We start from the raw sequence: 18,732 nt of genomic DNA, 5'->3' as shown, positions 1-18,732 counted from the left end.
TTTTTTGTCAGGATGTTCATGGCTGAATAGGAGATGTGTAGTCACAGGTGAAAAGAATCATTTCTCATTCATTAAAAGTATGTACTATTCAGCAATAATAAGGTATCTTTTAATTAGAAGATTAATAGCTTAACGGAGGTAATGATGAGAGAAATTATCCTGATTTTAGCAGAAATCGTAAATACAATACATGATTTATTGGTTGATACAGCAGGGGTGCATTTGACTGATAAAGAACTGCATTTCTGGGTATTTGGATTTATTGGTATCGCAATCTTTTTCTTTGTTTATGTTTGTTTCAAAATCGTGGAAAAGATGAAATGGAGTACAGGAATTTTTGCATTTATCTATACAATTACCATGATGATTGTGTTAGTATTTGCAATTGAATTACAACAGGGCATTACAAATCGCGGCAATATGGAATTTGCTGATGCTGCAGCAGGATTATGGGGATTTCTTGTATTTTTTATGGCTTTTGCTGTTGTGATTGGAGTTATTTATTTGGGGATAAAGGCGTTTAGAAGATAGATTAAACATAAAAAAATCCCCCAAGCCTCCCAAGGCAAAGGGGAAATCTATCATAATATAATGAAGGATAAACTATTATTGCTCAACAGCACTTGCTTCTCCTACTTTTACGATCCAGCCAAATGGGTCTTTCACATTGCCGTATTGAATTCCGGACATGGTATCATACAATTGCTTGGCAGTTTCACCAATTTCCCCATTGTTAATATGAAGATGCTTATCGCCCCAGGCCAATTCGCCAATTGGTGAGATGACTGCAGCGGTCCCAGTTCCAAATGCTTCTTCCAGTTCACCTTCCATATGGGCATTGTAGACTTCTTCCATGGAAATTTTCCGTTCGACAACCGGAACATCCCAATGCTTGAGTAATTGAATCGTTGAATCACGTGTTATACCACTCAAAATGCTTCCATTCAAAGCAGGTGTAACAACTTCGCCGTTGATTTTAAAGAAAACATTCATGCTGCCAACTTCTTCAATATATTTCTTTTCGACACCATCAAGCCATAGAACCTGGGCATAACCTTGTTCACTTGCAATTTCCTGAGCTTTCAAGCTTGAAGCATAGTTGCCGCCTGTTTTTGCTTCACCGGTACCGCCCTTTACTGCACGGATATATTGGTCTTCTACTGCAATTTTTACAGGGTTGATGCCTTCTTTATAATAAGCGCCGACTGGCGAAAGGATGACAATCAATTTGTAGTGGTGTGATGGTGCAACACCGAGAAAGGGTTCCGTTGAAATAATGAATGGTCGAAGATACAGAGAGGTTCCTTCCGCTGTTGGAATCCAATCCTTATCCAAATAAACAAGTTGTTTAATTGCCTGTAGAACGAATTCTTCATCGATTGGTGGTATGCAAAGACGGTCATTCGAGTGGTTCATACGTTTCAGGTTTTTCTCCGGCCGAAATAGTTGGATGTCTCCATCTTTTGTGTAATAGGCTTTCATGCCTTCAAACACAGACTGACCATAATGAAATGTCATGGCGGATGGGTCAATTGTCAGCGGTTGGTACGGTACAATCCGCGCATCATGCCATCCTAAAGGTGTTGAAAAATCCATTACAAACATATGGTCAGTAAAAATTGTTCCAAATTCCAATTGATCCGTATTCGGTTTATCTTTCTTCATACCACAATGTTCTACTTTTACTGTCCATTCTTCCATGTCACTATCCCCTTGTTGTGAAATTTAATGTTTATAATAAGCTATTTTCATTATAAAATCAACCCTAAATATTCAGTTTTTTATTTATTTTATTGAAAAGTTATAGTATTGTAACAGTAAACAGCCTATGGAAAAGAGGAAAAAAATGAAAGCATTGATGTTTGATTTGGATGACACCCTGTTATGGGATGAAAAAAGTGTGGAAGAAACCTTTAAGGCAACCTGCGACATTGCTGAAAAGAAATATGGGATTAACCCGGATATGCTGGAGGAGAAAGTTCGTGAGCACGCACGTAACCTGTATGCTTCCTATGAGACATACGATTTTACTCGTATGATTGGCATTAATCCATTTGAAGGATTATGGGGGAATTTCCCGGATGAAGGAGAGGACTTTCATAAACTTAAAGAAATAGCTCCCACTTATCGAAAAGATGCTTGGACCTCTGCATTAAAAGAATGTGGAATTGATGATCCGGCATTCGGCCATGAGTTGGCGGAGGCATTTCCAAGAATACGAAAAGAAAAGGCGTTTGTTTATGAAGATACCTTTCGTTTGCTTGATCAACTGAAAGGGAAGTATCAGTTGTTGCTGCTCACTAATGGTTCTCCTGATTTGCAGCAGACGAAGCTTGATATCACCCCAGAGCTGGTGCCATATTTTGATCATATCGTTGTGTCGGGTGCTTTTGGAAAGGGAAAACCTGCGCCGGAAATTTTTGAACACGCATTAAAACTGCTTTCTGTTCAAAAAGAGGAGGTCCTCATGATTGGGGATAACCTTCTGACAGATATACTCGGTGCTTCAAGGGCAGGGATCTCATCTATCTGGATAAATCGAAAGAAGAAAGAAGCTAATGAAGTGAAACCAACCTATGAGATTCCTGATCTGGGAGCATTAATACCGCTTTTGGAAAAATTGAATCAGAAATGAAAACGAGGCTGACCTTTGCTTGGGGTCAGCCTCGTTTCATTCATTGATCTTGTTATTTTTATAGATCAATCGCTGTTACTTCATGGATTTCTTCCAATGATTTTAGTGCTTCCATTTCGTCTTCATCCATATGTTTGTCAACAGTAAGCATCATAATTGCATTCCCACCAACATCTGAACGATCCACCTGCATTGTTGCAATATTGATGTTGTGGTTGGATAAAAGAGATCCCATTTTTCCGATTACACCTGGCTGGTCCTTGTGTTGAATGACGACAATATGTCCTTTTGGTGTAAGGTCGACGCTGTATTCATCCACTTTTACAATTCGTGGGCCGAGTCCATTTAATAATGTACCTGACACGGTGCGGCTGCCTGATTTTGTTTTCACCTCGACACTCAGTAGATTCGTAAATCCTTTCGTTGATGTTGTTTTGTTTTCATGAATAGTGATTCCTTTTCTTTCAGCAAGATAAAGGGCGTTTACGTCGTTTACGTGGCTTCCGAGATGGCGCTTCAGAAATCCTTTAACTGTATTTCTGGTTAATGGAGTTACTTCCATATCATACAAATCACCGGCGTAGGAGATGTTTATTTCCTCTGCAACATCCTGGGTCAATTCAATCAGGAATTCTCCCAGTGTTTCGGCTAAATTAAAATATGGTTCAATTTCATTCAAAATTTCTCTAGGTAATGAAGGAAGGTTTACCGGATTTTTAACCGTGTCTTCCGTTAAAAAGCTGACAACATCATGACTGACATCCACAGCAACAGTTTCCTGTGCTTCCACGGTACTTGCCCCCAAATGTGGTGTTGCAATGACTTGAGGCAGCTCAAGCAGTTTGTTGTCAAGGAATGGTTCCTCTTCAAAAACATCCATTGCGGCTCCAGCAACTTTTCCAGAAACAATCGCATTATATAAAGCGTCCTCATCGATAATTCCGCCACGGGCACAATTGACAATCTGCACACCGTCTTTCATCAATGCGAAGGCATCAGCATTCAGCATATGTTTCGTCTCTTTCAGTAATGGTGTATGGACGGTAATGAAGTCTGCTTGCTGCAGGACGTCTTCCAATGTTCCATAGCCGATTCCCATTTTTTCTGCTTTTTCTTCGGTGAAGAACGGATCATATGCCACGACATTCATGCGTTGTCCTTTGGCACGATAAGCGACCTCTGCGCCGATTCGGCCTAACCCGATAATTCCGAGTGTTTTATTTTTTAATTCCACACCCACATATTTTTTGCGGTCCCATTGATGATTTTTAAGGGCATTGTAAGCCTGGGGAATATTACGGGACAGGGACATAATCATTGCCATTGTATGCTCAGCCGCTGAATTAGTATTTCCGTTTGGTGCATTTACAACAATAATTCCATTTTCGGTGGCGGCTTCGAGATCGATGTTGTCAACACCAACTCCAGCACGGGCGATGATTTTCAGTTTTTTGGCATGGTTGATAATTTCTCGCGTGACCTTGGTCTGGCTTCGTACAAGTAAGGCGTCAAATGCCGGGATTTTTTCCTGCAATTCTTCTGGAGTCAACCCTGTATCAATCTCTATATTCATATTTTCAGTATCTCTTAGAGGTTGAATACCATCTTCACTGAGCGGGTCAGCAACTAATATATTAAATGTCATGTTGTTGTACCTCCTGTTATCCTAATTTTTTTCCTTCGTTACTCCTATCACTGATGAACAGCTTAAGTGCTTCTAAAGCTTACTACTAATGAACTGGCGATAAGTTACTCTTGCAAACGCTGATTCTTTGGTTTTTACCCCTTTACCAAGTCATTGACTGAATCAACATGTTTCGGGAGGTTTATGTATTTGCTTATCTAATTGCATTCTCTCTCCTCTCCGAACTCATTATATAATAAATCATTAAATATTTTTCAGCATAGCAGAACTATTTGTATTGTCAATATACGGCACGAAGGAAAATTAGTTTTTCATTTCAGGGAGACCAATAGACAACCCCATGAAAACGTTTTATTAAGAATTATACAAAAATTTCACGGAAAAGGTTGCTTTTTGTCGATATACTAGTGTAATATATTGCATATTAAATATAAGCGATTAAAGGGGGCTTCAGCGATGATCACATTTATACTTTCCATTCTGCTGTTAATCGCAGGATATGTCATATACGGTAAGGTGGTAGAACGTATTTTTGGCATCAATGACGATGAGAAGACACCTGCATATACCAAACAGGATGGCTTGGACTATATACCAATGAAATGGTGGAAGGGAAGTTTGATCCAGTTATTAAATATCGCTGGGACCGGACCGATATTTGGTGCAGTACTGGGTGCACTGTACGGCCCTGTTGCTTTCATATGGATTGTTATCGGCTGCATTTTTGCAGGCGCGGTACACGATTACTTTTCCGGAATGCTGTCACTTCGTCATGGAGGCGCACAATTTCCATCACTTGTGGGAAAATATCTGGGAAAATACGCAAAATTCCTCACGACCGTCCTATCTATTTGTTTAATGATACTTGTAGCTGCCGCATTCACTGCCGCACCGGCACAGTTGGTTTCTTCCATTACACCACTTAGCTTCATGGGGTGTTTACTGCTGGTTTTTGGTTATTTATTACTTGCAGCAGTACTACCAGTGAACAGAATTATAGGAAAAGTCTATCCGGTTTTTGGTGCAATTCTAATTTTTATGGCAGTCTCTATTGGAATAGGGATGTTCTTTTTCGATAATCCGATACCAAATTTAACAATGCAGAACCTGCATCCTGGGGATATGCCGATATGGCCGCTGCTTATGGTTACCATTTCTTGTGGAGCGATTTCCGGCTTTCATAGTACACAAAGCCCGATCATTGCCCGTACACTAAAAAAAGAAAGTGAAGGAAGAAAAGTGTTTTATGGTGCAATGATTGGGGAAGGTGTCATTGCATTAATCTGGGCCGCAGCAGGAATGACCTTTTTTGGAGGTACTGGAGGTCTTCAGACAGCACTGGATGCAGGTGGGCCTGCTGGAGTTGTAAATGAAATCAGTATTTCGACACTTGGTGTATTCGGTGGTATTCTAGCAATCTTGGGAATTGTTATCCTTCCAATAACAACAGGGGATACGGCATTACGTTCCTCCAGAATGATGCTTACCGAACTATTAGGTGAAATAACGAAAAAAGATTTGAAAAAGAAAGGTACGCTGGCCTTGCTTATCATTCCCGTGGCTTTACCAGCACTGTTTCTTTCCATGATTGACTATAATTTTCTCTGGCGCTATGTCGGCTGGTCCAATCAGGTTGTTGCGACAGTAATGCTTTGGACAGGTGCGATGTATTTGTTGAAGAATTATAAATTCCATTGGATCTGCAGTATCCCGGCTCTTTTTATGACAGCAGTTGTTAGTACGTATGTCTTTTATGCACCAGAAGGTTTTAATATAGATTACGGCGTTTCTATGATTCTTGGATCTATTATTTGGATTGCGGTTGCATCCTGGTTTATAAGACAGCTTATTAAACAAAAGTCCGTGGAAAAATATCCAGTTTCTGATGAAAAAGCTGGATAAGTTAACATATCTGTTTCCGAACCTCTTCTTTTAGAAAAAAGGGGTTCTTTATAAAAGGCACTTTTTATAAGGCGCTCTACATATCTTTGTTGTTCACTACTTCTCACTGTCTAAATAAACTGCGACATAACTACTATGTTGATTTCCGCTGGCACGTCAGCCTCCTTGAGAAAACGCAGTCCCAAGTCTTTACGGTGGGGCGGGTAATCGCAGTCCCAATTTTTTTCGATGGGACGAGTAACCGCAGTCCCAAATCTTTTCGAAAATAGACTTTTGTAAAGATAAGAACTTAACCGATTTTATAATACAATAAAAATACAATTAAATGCATAAATATAAATAATTATTTATAAATATAAATTTAGCTATTGACATTTAGAGCTTTTCTTTGCATAATAGAATCAATTACAAATGGAACGTTAACGGAGAAATAGTACGTGTGAAATGTTGTGAAAGAGAGCGGGATTTACAGCTGGAAGGTCCTGTCACAAACAACATACCGAACCTGTCTCCCGAGTCCCCTTCCGATTAGAGGGCGCCCTTTCAGCGTTATCGAAGTAAGTGGGGTGTGTCTGGTTGCATCCAAAAAACGGTGGTACCGCGGAAGCATAGCCTTTCGTCCTTTTTTATAAAGGATGATTGGGCTTTTTTTATATTAGCAGGGTATTTTGGGAGAAATCATAAACTATTAAATAATCTAACAGGAGTTTTGCATAATGAAGAAAAAGAGAATCGTTGTGAAGATAGGCAGCAGTTCCTTAACAAATGAAAAGGGTGAAATTGATGAGGTGAAGCTGGATGATCATATTCATGCACTTGCTGCGCTTCGGGCGGCGAAACATGAAGTGATCTTAGTGTCTTCCGGTGCAGTTGCTGCCGGATTTGCGAGATTAGGATATGCTACAAAACCTGTGGAGCTTAAAGGAAGGCAAGCTGCAGCCGCTGTAGGACAGAGTCTGCTGGTTCAAACTTATAATGAAAAACTCAGTAAGTTTAATCTGACTTCGGCTCAGTTATTATTAACACGCCATGACTTTTCGAATAGAGACCGCTATACGAATGCCATTGCAACCATCACAGAATTGCTTAAGCGGGGCATTATACCAATTATTAACGAGAATGATACGGTATCGGTTGATGAACTGACATTTGGAGATAATGATATGCTATCTGCCCTAGTAAGTGGCTTTGTCCATGCGGATAGACTGATTATTTTAACAGATATCAACGGTTTGTATGACGGCAATCCGAGAACAAATCCATCTGCAAAAAAATATGATTTTCTGGAGAATATTACAGATCGGATGATAGATGGTGCGGATACAAATGGTTCATCTGTAGGGACCGGGGGAATGAAATCAAAGCTTCTCGCAGCAAAAACGGCTGTATCCCTTGGGGTTTCTGTTTTCATCGGCTGTGGTCAAGGTGAAAACAAATTATTGGATGTCCATCATGGGATGGGAGACGGGACATATATATCGAATCATGCCCTTCAACCGGTTAATATTCGAAAACAATGGATTGCCCTCCATTCGAAAACCAATGGTAATATCTATGTGGACCAAGGTGCAGAGGAAGCTATTCTGTATAATGGAAAAAACCTCTTACCTGCAGGTGTGTTTAAAGTGAAAGGAACATTTCAACAAGGAGATGTTGTAAATGTATATGGCATGAGTGGGTTGGTAGGTAAAGGAGAAATAAGTTGTTCATCTGACGAATTAAAGAAGGCAATTGAAAAACGGGAGGAGCACGAGACAGGCAGTGTCTTGTCCTCCGTCGAAGTTATCCATCGGGAAGGTTGGGTAAAAGCCTAAAATGAAGGAGAGGATTCGAGATGGTAAAGGTTATTTCAGAAGTAGAAAGTAAAGGGAAAGCAGCAAAAACAGCCAGTTATACAATGATGGCAGTAACAACAGAGGAAAAAAATGAGGCATTACGTCTGATTGCAGAGCAATTAGTAGCTGATCAAAAACATATCCTAAGCGAAAACAGTAAAGACATTGAGCAGGGAAAAGAAAAGGGGATTTCTGATTCTGTGCTTGATCGGATTTTGTTGAATGAAGAGAGAATTAAAGGGATGGCAGATGCGATTCAGCTTTTGGTAAAAGCTGAGGATCCGATAGGAGAAACCTTGGAAACTATTGAAAAAGAAAATGGCTTATTTATTGAGAAAAAGCGCGTTCCGATAGGTGTTATTGGTATGATTTATGAGGCAAGACCAAATGTAACCATAGATGCGGCTACACTTTCCTTGAAAACAGGAAATGCAGTCGTATTACGGGGCAGTTCTTCGGCAAAGTCTTCCAATATCGCACTGATAAAGTCGATTCACCAGGCATTGGAAAAAAGCTCACTGCCAGCCGGTGCTGTCCAGTTAATTGAGGACACGAACAGAGAAACAGCAAAAGAACTTTTTCAATTGAATGAATGTTTGGATGTATTGATCCCTCGGGGCGGGAAGAATCTGATTGATACAGTTGTTCGGGAATCAACGGTTCCAGTTATTGAAACTGGTGCAGGTAACTGTCACATTTTTGTAGATGAGACTGCCGAACAGGAAATGGCAGAAGAACTAGTTTTGAATGCGAAATTACAACGCCCATCTGTCTGTAATGCGATTGAATCCGTTTTGATTCATAAAAAATGGTTTGAAGCGCATGGAGTGGAATTACTGGGAAAACTTGCCGAACAGGGTGTTGAGATTTATGCAGATGCTACAGTTTGTAATACATTTCAACAGGCAAAGTTGGCATCAGAAGAAGATTGGCATACCGAATATCTTGGTTTGACGGCAAGTGTTAAACTGGTTGCCAGTACAGAAGAAGCCATTGATCATATTAATACGTATGGCACGAAACACTCCGAAGCGATTTTGACGGAAGATGAAAAACATGCAGCTATGTTTCTGCAAAGCGTGGATGCAGCAGCAGTTTACCATAATGCTTCTACCCGGTTCACGGATGGCTCTGAATTTGGCTATGGTGCGGAAATCGGTATCAGTACACAAAAGCTTCATGCAAGAGGCCCAATGGGCTTGCCTGCGTTAACTTCTAGTAAGTTTGTTGTTAAAGGCAACGGGCAGGCACGTCAATAATGCTAGAAAACTTGGCTTTTCGTCAAACCTTTGTAGCGAAAGGCCAAAGTCCGCACTTATGAGGTAAGGAAATTTTATGCTTTCTTAACCGCTAAAAAAAGAGAACCAGTTTATATGATTCTGGTTCTCTTTGTGTTTTTGGCAAATAGATGGATGTATATTTTTCTATTTGTCTTTATTTAATTTGGAATTCAAAGCGGTTTTCCCCGGTAAACTCTCCTTTCTCATAACTGCGTTCCACAAAGGTAACATTATTGGACCTATCCACGAGCAACACAGTTGAAGAGCGTGTCCCGTAACCCGGAGTTTTTATGAACAGTGGGGACAGTTTCCGCTCAAGATCCAGATCGACCCCTGTTTCGGGCAGATCTTCATCTTGTGCTTCTTCTGCATCGGAAACAATCTCAAATAATTTATCTATGTCAAGTTTTTCATGTTTCATCACGTATTCTTGTAAATTTCGCTTTCCTTTTACTACTTTGGGCCATGGCGTGTTAAGTGAATCATTGCTGAGCCCATGTGTGCCTGCAGGAATTTCCGAAATTTGATTTTTTACATTATGATAATGGAATAACTGATCCGGGTTGCCAGCAATTATGTTAAACCCGACGTAATTTGCTTGATTTTTTCGTAGATTTTCAAGGAAACCCTCTGGAGAAATATCGTTGGCTAAATAGTTTTTGACAATCTCCCCACGTGAAAGATTGCCTGTTTTCATATGCTTAGGGTCACGATAATTGGTGAGTGCTGCAAAGCGTCCTTGCTTTGTAATGCCCAACCATGTTCCCATCTGCATTAAATCACGGCCGGCCAGGATTGTTGGATGGTCTTCCCAAAACGCTGCCGGTGCGGTGGGACGCTCGTAAAATTCATCCCGATTTGCTGCGACAATAAATTTATAATTCGGATGACTATTGATTTGAAAATTGATTAAACACATCGCTTAATTGACTCCTTTTCGATTCATTATACGTGTTTGTTGGAATGTTTTTCAAAATTAATGAATTGTGGAGGGAATTTTTCTAATGTGATTCAATTCATAGGAGAACTGGTAACAAATAGAGCGAATGTGTGGTTGGTAGGATCAATATGGGTTTAACAATTTCAATGGAGAAATTGTCTGTCGGAGAAGAACTAGAGCGGTTTATCCGTGAAACAGTTTTATAGTAGATAAAAGCGAACAGTTCAGGAGCTTCCCTGTTGAGGAGATTCGTCTTCTGCTCGCTTTCATACGGTTATTTATTCCGCTGTATTGCTGCTTCTTCAAGCACACCCGTATCACTGGTACTGGTTGGGTCATGTCCCATTTTCAGTGTATCATCCGCGATAACCAGTATTTTCCCTGATTCAATTTCTTCAATGTATTTACTTGCTTGTTGGTCTGACATACCTAAGTCCATTAATTTATCATAAATATCCGAATCCGTATCTTCCGTATTGTCATTAAAAAATATTTTTTTTACTTTATCTGTAAATGACTCCTCGCGCTTTTCTTCCGTTACATTGCTTTCCACATTTACGTCTGTATGTTTTTTCATGTCGCTGGTGTCATTTCGGTGTGTAAATACTGTAATGTTTTGTGCGCTATATCCTTTCAATTCAAGACTGTTCACGAGATTAACCGCTTCATCTCTTGCCGAAAAAGGTCCGAAAACTTCTTGTCCCATTTGTAAAACCTCCTTGAATGAAATTTTTCATATAGTTCTATTCCCCAGTGTGTTTGTATTAAAACAATCCAAAGGAAGTTCACTTTCTCTACTATTATTCGCCATTGAAAAACATACACAATCCTCTGATGGTTGCCAGTGGACAGATATTATCCGTGTTAAGATAATGAAGAAGACAAGTTTTTTGAGTATTAAGCGATAATAAGGTGAAGGAGGTTTTTGTATGACTATTCCAATAAAGCAAATAAAACTGCGGAAGTTAAAGATGCGGCTGAAAAACCCTTTTATGACCAGTTTTGGAACCATTCAGGATAAGGAGTTTTATATAACAGAAACAATGGACACAGATGGTCGTATTGGGTATGGTGAGTCTGTAGCATTCATAACTCCGTGGTACACTGAAGAAACGGTAAAGACGAATCTGCACGTCATGAAAGATTTTTTGATTCCGATTTTACAGGATAATGAAATAAAGCATCCGAATCAGGTTTCGGAACTTTTTAGACCGATAAAACGAAATAATATGGCGAAATCAGCACTGGAAGGCGCTATTTGGGACCTTTATGCAAAGAGGGAGAAAATTACTTTGGCAGAGGCACTTGGCGGAAAAAAACAGGAAATTGATGTCGGCATCAGTATCGGTATTCAGCCGAGCACAGAGGCTTTAATCCAAGCAGTGGGACAATATGTTCAGGAAGGATATAAGCGGATCAAACTAAAAATCAAACCGGGTTCAGATATTGAAGTGTTAAGGAAGGTCCGTAAACACTTTCCGGATACGCCAATTATGGCAGATGCTAATTCAGCCTACACACTAAAAGATGTTGCGCATTTGCAGCAATTGGATGATCTCGACCTTACAATGATTGAACAGCCCCTCTCACATGATGATATTGTCGATCATGCCAAGCTGCAGGCTGTGATGAACACACCAATATGTCTGGATGAAAGTATCCATTCCCTTGAAGATGCCAAAAAAGCGCATCAGCTGGGGAGCTGTAAAATTATTAATATAAAGATTGGCCGTGTCGGTGGGCTGACTGAAGCGAGAAGAATTCATGATTACTGTCAAGAACATGGTATGAAGGTATGGTGTGGCGGGATGCTGGAATCCGGTGTGGGACGGGCTCACAATATTGCACTTACAACATTACCTCAATTTGTTTTACCAGGAGATACAGCTGGTTCTTCAAGGTATTGGGAACAGGATATTATTAAACCTGAAGTTATTGTGAAAAATGGTGTAATAGAAGTTCCGGATAAACCTGGCATTGGCTATGACATGGATCAAGAGATGCTGGAGGCATACACGATTGAACAGGAAACATTTTCGTTTTGAACTACTGCACAAGAGTGACAGTTTTAATTACTACTTGTCATTGGTATAGAACAAATCAGACATACTCTGTTAAAATATAGATAACACTTAATAATGCACAGGAGACGCTACCATGTACAAGAACTCGGAAAAATTTTTAACCTCGTTTAATCGAATTGAAAAAGAATTAAAAGCTTTAATGACCCAACGGAAAGATTTTGGCTTTAAAAAATCAGTAATTATCCTGCAAGATTCAAATGCCATTATAAAAAGGTACCGTGATGATTTATTGGAATTTGCCGAACTTCGAAACGCAATTGTACATAATAAAATAGACATGGCTTATGCTATTGCGGAACCACATGATTCTGTTATCACTAAAATGGAAGAAATCGAGAGGGAACTGACTGAACCCAGGAAGGTAATTCATTCATTTAGTCGCAAAGTATTCACTTTTCAGGAAAATGATTTGCTGGCAGATATGCTAAAAGTTATCCGTACGCATTCCTTTTCGAAATTTCCTATATTTAATGGAAAAGCGTTTAAAGGCTTAATTACACAGAAAGGTATTTCAAGGTGGCTAGCCAATAATACAAGCAATGGCTCACTGCCTTCAATGGAAACAGAATTGGCAGAAATCCTGAAATACGAAGGAAAAGATAATTATAAATTTATCAGTGGGGAAATATCTGTCTTTGAAGCGGTCGAACTTTTTAGGAAACAGATTGGCGAAGGACGACGTCTGGAAGCATTGCTCATAACAAAAAGTGAGTATTCAACGGAGCGCTTGATAGGTATTATCACTGCTTTTGATATTTTGGAAATACCCTATGAATCCAATAATTAGAGCGAACAGCATGGAAATGCTGTTCGTTCTTTATGCAATTACTCGTCGCACATAAAGCCCTTCATACAATATGATGAAGGACTAATCAAAAAGGAACTACAGTAATGGATGGCAGGCATCTTTAATCACACCTGCTGTTTTCAGCCTCGAAAGTTGAGTTAGACAGTCTTTAATTAAGGTTAACTGTTTTTTCAGTGGCTTGTTGTTTAACAGCTTCTAGTGCCTGGTCAAAATCCTGGATTAAATCATCAATATTTTCCAGGCCTACAGAGAATCGTAATACACCATCTGTAATTCCCCGTTTTTCTCTTTCTTCCTTTGGCATCGCAGCATGTGACATTGTCGCTGGATAAGAAAGGATGGATTCTACCGCTCCTAAGCTTACTGCAAACACCGGGATGCGGACATTTTCTACAAAGGCTTTTGCTGCTGCTTTATCAGGCAACCGGAAAGAAAGCACAGCCCCGTCACCGCTTGACTGATGGCGGTGAATATCGTGCCCAGGATGTGAAGTTAAGCCAGGATAATACACTTCTTCCACGATGGTCTGCTCCTTTAAATAAGAAGCCAATATCCCAGCGGAATTGGATGACTGGTTAAGACGTGCACCCAATGTCTTAATACCTTGAATCAGCTGATAAGAATCCTGGGCGCCCAGAATAGAGCCAAAGGAATTTTGAATAAATGCCAACTTGTCGCCTAGTTCAGTCGTTCTTGTTACCGCAAGACCAGCAATGATATCACTATGCCCGGAAAGGAACTTTGTTGCACTGTGGAGCACCACATCCGCTCCTAAATCAATTGGATTTTGATAAAGTGGCGTCATAAACGTATTATCAATAAATGTCAAACAGTTATTTGATTTTGCAATCTTTATAATCCCTGCAATATCTGTGATATTCATACAAGGATTGGATGGCGTCTCAATATAGATCACTTTTGTATTCGGTTGGACGGCTTTTGCAGTTTCCTCTAAGTCGGTCAGGTTAACAAAAGTGTGGTCAATTTGAAATTTTGGCAGTACTTCTGTTACGAAGCGAAAAGTTCCTCCATATACGTCTTTGGAAATCACAACATGATCACCAGAAGAAAGCAACATAAAAGCAGAAGAGATGGCTGACATACCTGAAGCAAATGCCAATCCACGTGCACCACCTTCCAAATCTGCAATTGCTTCTTCCAATGCCTCTCTCGTAGGGTTTCCTGATCTGCTGTAATCGAAGGGGCCAAATGCATCAAAACTCTTCTGATGATAGGTAGATGATTGATAAATCGGTACATTAACTGACCCTGTATAATCTTTTTGACTATTGTTTTTCGCTGAATGAACAAGCTTTGTTTCCAGTTTATTTTTGAATGGACTCATTGGAAGTTTGCCCCTCTCTTAAAAATGAAAATGCATGTTTTAAATCTTCTATTAAATCTTCTGCTCGCTCAATACCTACCGAAAAACGCAATAGTCGATCAGAGATTCCACGTCGCTCGCGTTCTTCTTTTGGAATCTCGGCATGTGTTTGTGTAGCAGGATAGGTAATGAAGCTTTCCACTCCTCCAAGACTTTCCGCAAATGTTATTAACTTCAGATTTTGCAAAAATGGATCAATCCATTGACTTTCTTTTAGGCTAAAGGAAAGCATACCGCCTTTGCCAGCATATAAAACTTCTGTAACAATTTCTTCCTTGTGCAGGTATGCGGCAATTGTTTTGGCGTTTTCCTCATGTTTATTCATCCTTAAGGCAAGAGTTTTCAAACCTCTGATTAAAAGCCAGGAATCAAGTGAGGAAAGTACTGCACCCGAAGTATTATGAAGGATGGATAGTTTTTCGCAGAGTTCATTTCCTTTTGCTACTACTAAACCGGCTAACACATCATTATGACCTCCGATATATTTTGTAGCACTATGTATGACAACATCTGCACCTGACTCCAATGGTTGCTGAAGATAAGGAGTTAAAAATGTATTGTCCACGATTAATAAAAGGTTGTGTCTGTGTGCCAGTTCTGCAAGTTGCTCTATACCAATCTCCTGCATTAACGGATTTGTAGGCGTTTCGATAAAAATCGCTTTTGTATTATCAGTAATTAAGTTTTCGGTTTCTGTCGTTTTCGTTAATTCTGTATAAATTGTCCGGATATCATAGGCTTGTTCATAGTGCTGCAGGATACGATAGGTTCCACCATAGAGATCCTCTGGAGCAATGATTTCATCACCGGAACGGAAAAGGGACAGAACCAGTTGTATTGCCGACATTCCTGAGCTGCAGGCAAAACCTTGATCCCCTGCCTCCAGATCTGCGATACCTTCTTCTAAAAGAGATCGGGTAGGATTTTTAGTCCGGGTATAATCATAACCGGTTGATTGACCAAGTCCTTGATGCTGATAGGCTGTGGAAAAATAAACGGGAGGATTGACGGCTCCGGTTAATTCATCACTTTTATTTCCCAACTGCGCTAATTTTGTTTCAATGCTTCGATCTGTCATGATGATTTCATCCCCCTTGTAAAATTAAACCTTTTTGCTCTTACCCGAAAGACGGGAAAGACCTGACAGCAAGTATAAAAATTTCGGTTATCTAAGGTATATGCTGTTCTCAAAACTCCCCTAATAGTTGAAAAACCTCTTCTGGATTAAGAAGAGGTTTGGCATCACGGCTTATATCTCTTCTTATCTTTGAGCAGTATGCTCCTGGAATTGGCACAGTACTGTAAAGTCTGTTGCCGAGGGTTCAAAGGGCCAGTCCCTCCACCTCTCTGGATAAGAAAATAACTTATTCACTATAATTGATTAATACACAGAGTACACCTGCCAGATATTAATGTCAAGAAAAAGTTTGAAGATTGTCTTTAAATCGAATAGTAAGGAATAAATTATCCGCTTATAGACAGTAAAAGAGAACGCTTTTTGTTGACATGTTAAACATGGGACAGTAAGCTGATTATAGAAGAATTTTTATGAAACCATCAATGAATGAGAATCTATTTTTATCCCTTTAGGGGAAATATAAAAGAGTGAGGCGAAAAACATGAATCAGACAACTACGGAAAAAAATCGTCATCTGGGTGAAATTCTTTCTGGAATGAACCGTGTTATTGTAGCTTTTTCCGGTGGTGTAGACAGCACGTTAGTATTGAAAAGAGCACAACAGGAATTAGGGGCTTCCAACGTTCTGGCTGTTGTTGTTAAATCAGAATTATTTCGTGAAGAAGAGTTCGAAGGCGCCGTAGAACTTGCCGAAAAAATGGGAGTAAACGTGCATCAAACAGAAATTAAAGAGCTGGAAGATGCAGGAGTTGCAGCAAATACGCCAGATTCCTGGTATTACAGTAAAAAACTGCTTTATTCCCATTTAAATAATTTAGCGAAAGAAATGAATTATGACTACGTGCTTGATGGAATGATTATGGATGACATGGCGGATTTCCGTCCAGGTTTAAAAGCAAGAACGGAAGCAGGCGCACGCAGTGTACTTCAGGAAGCCAAGCTTTTCAAACAAGAAGTTCGTGAACTCACCAAAGCACTTGATATCCCTGTTTGGAATAAACCAGCTTCCTGCAGCCTGGCATCCAGAATTCCATATGGTACAAAATTGGATAAACAGAAGATTGAACAAGTCGATCAGGCAGAGAAATTCATCACAAAGTTAGGGTTTGATATCGTACGAGTACGTCACCATGGCGATGTAGCACGTATTGAGGTCACTCCTGAAGAAATTACAAAATTAATGGAGCACAGTGAAGAAGTACAATTGAAACTTCAATCACTTGGCTTCGCTTATGTATCCATGGATCTTCGCGGGTATCGTACAGGAAGTATGAACGAAGTATTGCCACAGGATTCATTACAAACTAAAATAAGCTAAGCATGTAAAGAGTCCTTCAGTGATAAAATACTGGAGGACTCTTTTTTCGTGGATAGAGAAATATAACCCTTTCTATTGTATAAGTACGCTAAGATATACTGCCAATATTTTTGAAAACCAGCCATGTTTTCTAACAGGTAAATAGGGGAATCTTGACATTAACAGCATAATTAGAAGTGTAAGGAAAGAGTTGGGTTAAAATTCTAAAAATTCATTGACAATCAAATATTATTGAATTATGATTAAATTAAAACATTGTCGACAATCGGCAAAATAATTGTACCTTTATTTTGAGTTTTTGCATAAAATAAAGTAGTGATATTATATGTATTGCTGATTACTACTGTGTGTTTTCGCGGTTTTTAAAATTTTTTCTGCGAAAGGGTGGATAGCTGTGTTAACATTTCCTGTCTTAGAGTTTCAAGAAAGATTGGCAAAAACAAAGCAGCGAATGGCGACTGAAGGGATTGAAGTCCTATTAGTAACAGATCCGGCAAATATGAATTATATAAGCGGCTATGATGCCTGGTCTTTTTATGTTCATCAGTTGCTTGTCGTTTTGATAGATGAAGACCAACCATACTGGATTGGACGTGGATTAGATGCAAGCGCTGCCAGGCATACAACCTGGCTGGATGAAAACCATATTCTCCCATATGCAGACCACTACGTTCAATCACAGATTAGGCATCCAATGGACTTTGTCTCCGATTTTTTAAAGAAGAAAAAACGGGATAAGCAGACGATTGCAATGGAACTTGATGCTTATTATTTTACTGCCCAATGCTATATTCGGTTAACGAAGGAATTACCGAATGCTACATTCAGGGATGGAACAAATTTAGTCAACTGGATACGCCTCATCAAATCTGACCGGGAAATTAACTATATTAAACAAGCTGCCAAAATTTCTGAAAAAGCAATGCAGACAGCCTACGAGATGCTGAATAAAGGTGTCAGACAATGTGATGTGGCTGCAGGTATATCCTATGCTCAAATAAGTGGAACAGAGGATTACGGAGGGGATTATCCATCCATTGTTCCATTGCTGCCGACAGGTGAAAAAACCTCTGCATGTCATTTGACCTGGACAGACGAGGTTTTTCAGGAAGGGGACCCTGTTATCATCGAATTGGCCGGCTGCTATAAGCGTTATCATTCTCCCTTGGCGCGAACGGTTGTAGTTGGGATGCCTACGGAAGAGATGCAGCGTCTGGGCGAAGTTGTCGTTGAAGGGGTTAATAGGGCATTAGATGTCGTTAAACCAGGAGTTACATGTGAAGAAGTTGAGCTTGCTTGGCGGAGGTCCATTGAAAAAAGCGGGATTAAAAAAGAGTCACGTATTGGTTATTCCATGGGATTGAATTATCCACCGGATTGGGGAGAGCATACAGCAAGTCTGCGTCCTGGTGATCGTACAATACTTGAACCGAATATGACTTTTCATATGATTCCAACCATTGACCTTGGTCATGTGGGGATGGAGATTAGTGAATCATTCCGTGTAACGGAAAATGGTTGTGAGGTATTTGCTGATTTCCCACGGGAACTTTATGCCAAACCGGATATCCGGTTAGCTTGATTGTGTTTTTGATATTAGAAAACCTGGCCTTTCGCCATGTCCTTGTGGCGAAAGGCTAAAGTTCGCAATTATGCAGTAAGAAAGTATTATACTTTTGTATGAAAACAACTGTTATTCGAACGGGAAAGACTATTCAATGTAACCACTATGAAACAAGCCTATGCTTTTTCTGCTTGGCTCT

General features: G+C 39.8%; 15 protein-coding genes and 1 riboswitch. Of the genes, 9 read left to right on the top strand and 6 right to left on the bottom strand.

The features are described 5' to 3' along the window. Positions 1–141 precede the first annotated feature (141 nt). On the top strand, positions 142–531 hold the full coding sequence (locus ACZ427_RS12755) for a hypothetical protein (RefSeq protein ID WP_464883440.1): 390 nt from the start codon (positions 142–144) through the stop codon (positions 529–531). Between the two features lie 75 nt (positions 532–606). Here the strand turns inward: ACZ427_RS12755 and ACZ427_RS12750 are convergent, their stop codons facing one another. Continuing rightward, on the bottom strand, positions 607–1,701 hold the full coding sequence (locus ACZ427_RS12750; protein ID WP_461178931.1) for a branched-chain amino acid aminotransferase: 1,095 nt from the start codon (positions 1,699–1,701) through the stop codon (positions 607–609). 145 nt (positions 1,702–1,846) lie between these two features. Here ACZ427_RS12750 and ACZ427_RS12745 point away from each other — a divergent pair, with 145 nt between their 5' ends. After that, positions 1,847–2,635 carry an HAD family hydrolase gene (locus tag ACZ427_RS12745; protein ID WP_461178930.1) on the top strand — a complete coding sequence of 263 codons (789 nt, stop codon included), beginning with the start codon at positions 1,847–1,849 and terminating at the stop codon, positions 2,633–2,635. Positions 2,636–2,693: 58 nt separating this feature from the next. On the opposite strand, the gene serA is transcribed toward ACZ427_RS12745, so the two are convergent. After that, the gene (serA, locus tag ACZ427_RS12740) at positions 2,694–4,280 is read right to left on the bottom strand and encodes a phosphoglycerate dehydrogenase (protein WP_461178929.1); all 1,587 of its coding nucleotides are present in this window, start codon (positions 4,278–4,280) and stop codon (positions 2,694–2,696) included. Between the two features lie 456 nt (positions 4,281–4,736). Between serA and ACZ427_RS12735 the strand changes: the two genes are divergently transcribed. From ACZ427_RS12735 to ACZ427_RS12725, 3 genes are all read left to right on the top strand, one after another. After that, positions 4,737–6,182 (top strand): carbon starvation CstA family protein, encoded by a 1,446-nt coding sequence (locus tag ACZ427_RS12735; RefSeq protein ID WP_461178928.1) that lies wholly within the window; start codon positions 4,737–4,739, stop codon positions 6,180–6,182. Between the two features lie 716 nt (positions 6,183–6,898). Beyond that, entirely contained in the window at positions 6,899–7,996 is a 1,098-nt protein-coding gene (gene proB, locus ACZ427_RS12730) for a glutamate 5-kinase (RefSeq protein WP_461178927.1), read from the top strand. A gap of 32 nt (positions 7,997–8,028) precedes the next feature. Then, a complete protein-coding gene (locus ACZ427_RS12725) occupies positions 8,029–9,276 on the top strand; it encodes a glutamate-5-semialdehyde dehydrogenase (RefSeq protein WP_461178963.1) in 1,248 nt (415 codons plus the stop codon). Positions 9,277–9,451: 175 nt separating this feature from the next. Here the strand turns inward: ACZ427_RS12725 and ACZ427_RS12720 are convergent, their stop codons facing one another. Together ACZ427_RS12720 and ACZ427_RS12715 are read right to left on the bottom strand one after the other, a co-directional pair. Continuing rightward, positions 9,452–10,216: an NRDE family protein gene (locus tag ACZ427_RS12720; protein ID WP_461178926.1), complete on the bottom strand. Its 765-nt coding sequence runs from the start codon at positions 10,214–10,216 to the stop codon at positions 9,452–9,454. Between the two features lie 295 nt (positions 10,217–10,511). Next, positions 10,512–10,943 carry a general stress protein gene (locus ACZ427_RS12715; protein WP_461178925.1) on the bottom strand — a complete coding sequence of 144 codons (432 nt, stop codon included), beginning with the start codon at positions 10,941–10,943 and terminating at the stop codon, positions 10,512–10,514. Between the two features lie 223 nt (positions 10,944–11,166). Here ACZ427_RS12715 and menC point away from each other — a divergent pair, with 223 nt between their 5' ends. Together menC and ACZ427_RS12705 are read left to right on the top strand one after the other, a co-directional pair. Next, positions 11,167–12,282 carry an o-succinylbenzoate synthase gene (gene menC / locus ACZ427_RS12710; RefSeq protein ID WP_461178924.1) on the top strand — a complete coding sequence of 372 codons (1,116 nt, stop codon included), beginning with the start codon at positions 11,167–11,169 and terminating at the stop codon, positions 12,280–12,282. A gap of 112 nt (positions 12,283–12,394) precedes the next feature. Continuing rightward, positions 12,395–13,108, top strand: a complete 714-nt coding sequence (locus ACZ427_RS12705; protein ID WP_461178923.1) for a CBS domain-containing protein — start codon at positions 12,395–12,397, stop codon at positions 13,106–13,108. 169 nt (positions 13,109–13,277) lie between these two features. On the opposite strand, the gene metC is transcribed toward ACZ427_RS12705, so the two are convergent. Next, on the bottom strand, positions 13,278–14,474 hold the full coding sequence (gene metC / locus ACZ427_RS12700; RefSeq protein ID WP_461178922.1) for a cystathionine beta-lyase: 1,197 nt from the start codon (positions 14,472–14,474) through the stop codon (positions 13,278–13,280). Next, positions 14,455–15,591 (bottom strand): methionine biosynthesis PLP-dependent protein, encoded by a 1,137-nt coding sequence (locus ACZ427_RS12695; protein WP_461178921.1) that lies wholly within the window; start codon positions 15,589–15,591, stop codon positions 14,455–14,457. Before ACZ427_RS12695 ends, metC begins: the two co-directional genes overlap by 20 nt. Positions 15,592–15,771: 180 nt before the next feature. Next, a riboswitch (SAM riboswitch) is annotated at positions 15,772–15,871 on the bottom strand. Positions 15,872–16,132: 261 nt separating this feature from the next. Between ACZ427_RS12695 and larE the strand changes: the two genes are divergently transcribed. Next, entirely contained in the window at positions 16,133–16,969 is an 837-nt protein-coding gene (larE, locus tag ACZ427_RS12690) for an ATP-dependent sacrificial sulfur transferase LarE (protein WP_461178920.1), read from the top strand. Between the two features lie 394 nt (positions 16,970–17,363). Then, positions 17,364–18,551 carry a M24 family metallopeptidase gene (locus ACZ427_RS12685; protein ID WP_461178919.1) on the top strand — a complete coding sequence of 396 codons (1,188 nt, stop codon included), beginning with the start codon at positions 17,364–17,366 and terminating at the stop codon, positions 18,549–18,551. The last annotated feature ends 181 nt before the right edge of the window (positions 18,552–18,732 follow it).

Source organism: Virgibacillus ainsalahensis (assembly GCF_055380755.1).
This window is presented reverse-complemented; position numbering and strand designations above follow the sequence as displayed.

Coding starts and splice junctions, on each gene's coding strand:
- ACZ427_RS12755 (WP_464883440.1), top strand. CDS start 142: ATGATGAGAGAAATTATCCTGATTTTAGCAGAAATCGTAAATACAATA.
- ACZ427_RS12750 (WP_461178931.1), bottom strand. CDS start 1,701: ATGGAAGAATGGACAGTAAAAGTAGAACATTGTGGTATGAAGAAAGAT.
- metC (WP_461178922.1), bottom strand. CDS start 14,474: ATGAGTCCATTCAAAAATAAACTGGAAACAAAGCTTGTTCATTCAGCG.
- ACZ427_RS12745 (WP_461178930.1), top strand. CDS start 1,847: ATGAAAGCATTGATGTTTGATTTGGATGACACCCTGTTATGGGATGAA.
- ACZ427_RS12705 (WP_461178923.1), top strand. CDS start 12,395: ATGTACAAGAACTCGGAAAAATTTTTAACCTCGTTTAATCGAATTGAA.
- ACZ427_RS12720 (WP_461178926.1), bottom strand. CDS start 10,216: ATGTGTTTAATCAATTTTCAAATCAATAGTCATCCGAATTATAAATTT.
- proB (WP_461178927.1), top strand. CDS start 6,899: ATGAAGAAAAAGAGAATCGTTGTGAAGATAGGCAGCAGTTCCTTAACA.
- ACZ427_RS12695 (WP_461178921.1), bottom strand. CDS start 15,591: ATGACAGATCGAAGCATTGAAACAAAATTAGCGCAGTTGGGAAATAAA.
- larE (WP_461178920.1), top strand. CDS start 16,133: ATGAATCAGACAACTACGGAAAAAAATCGTCATCTGGGTGAAATTCTT.
- ACZ427_RS12735 (WP_461178928.1), top strand. CDS start 4,737: ATGATCACATTTATACTTTCCATTCTGCTGTTAATCGCAGGATATGTC.
- menC (WP_461178924.1), top strand. CDS start 11,167: ATGACTATTCCAATAAAGCAAATAAAACTGCGGAAGTTAAAGATGCGG.
- serA (WP_461178929.1), bottom strand. CDS start 4,280: ATGACATTTAATATATTAGTTGCTGACCCGCTCAGTGAAGATGGTATT.
- ACZ427_RS12715 (WP_461178925.1), bottom strand. CDS start 10,943: ATGGGACAAGAAGTTTTCGGACCTTTTTCGGCAAGAGATGAAGCGGTT.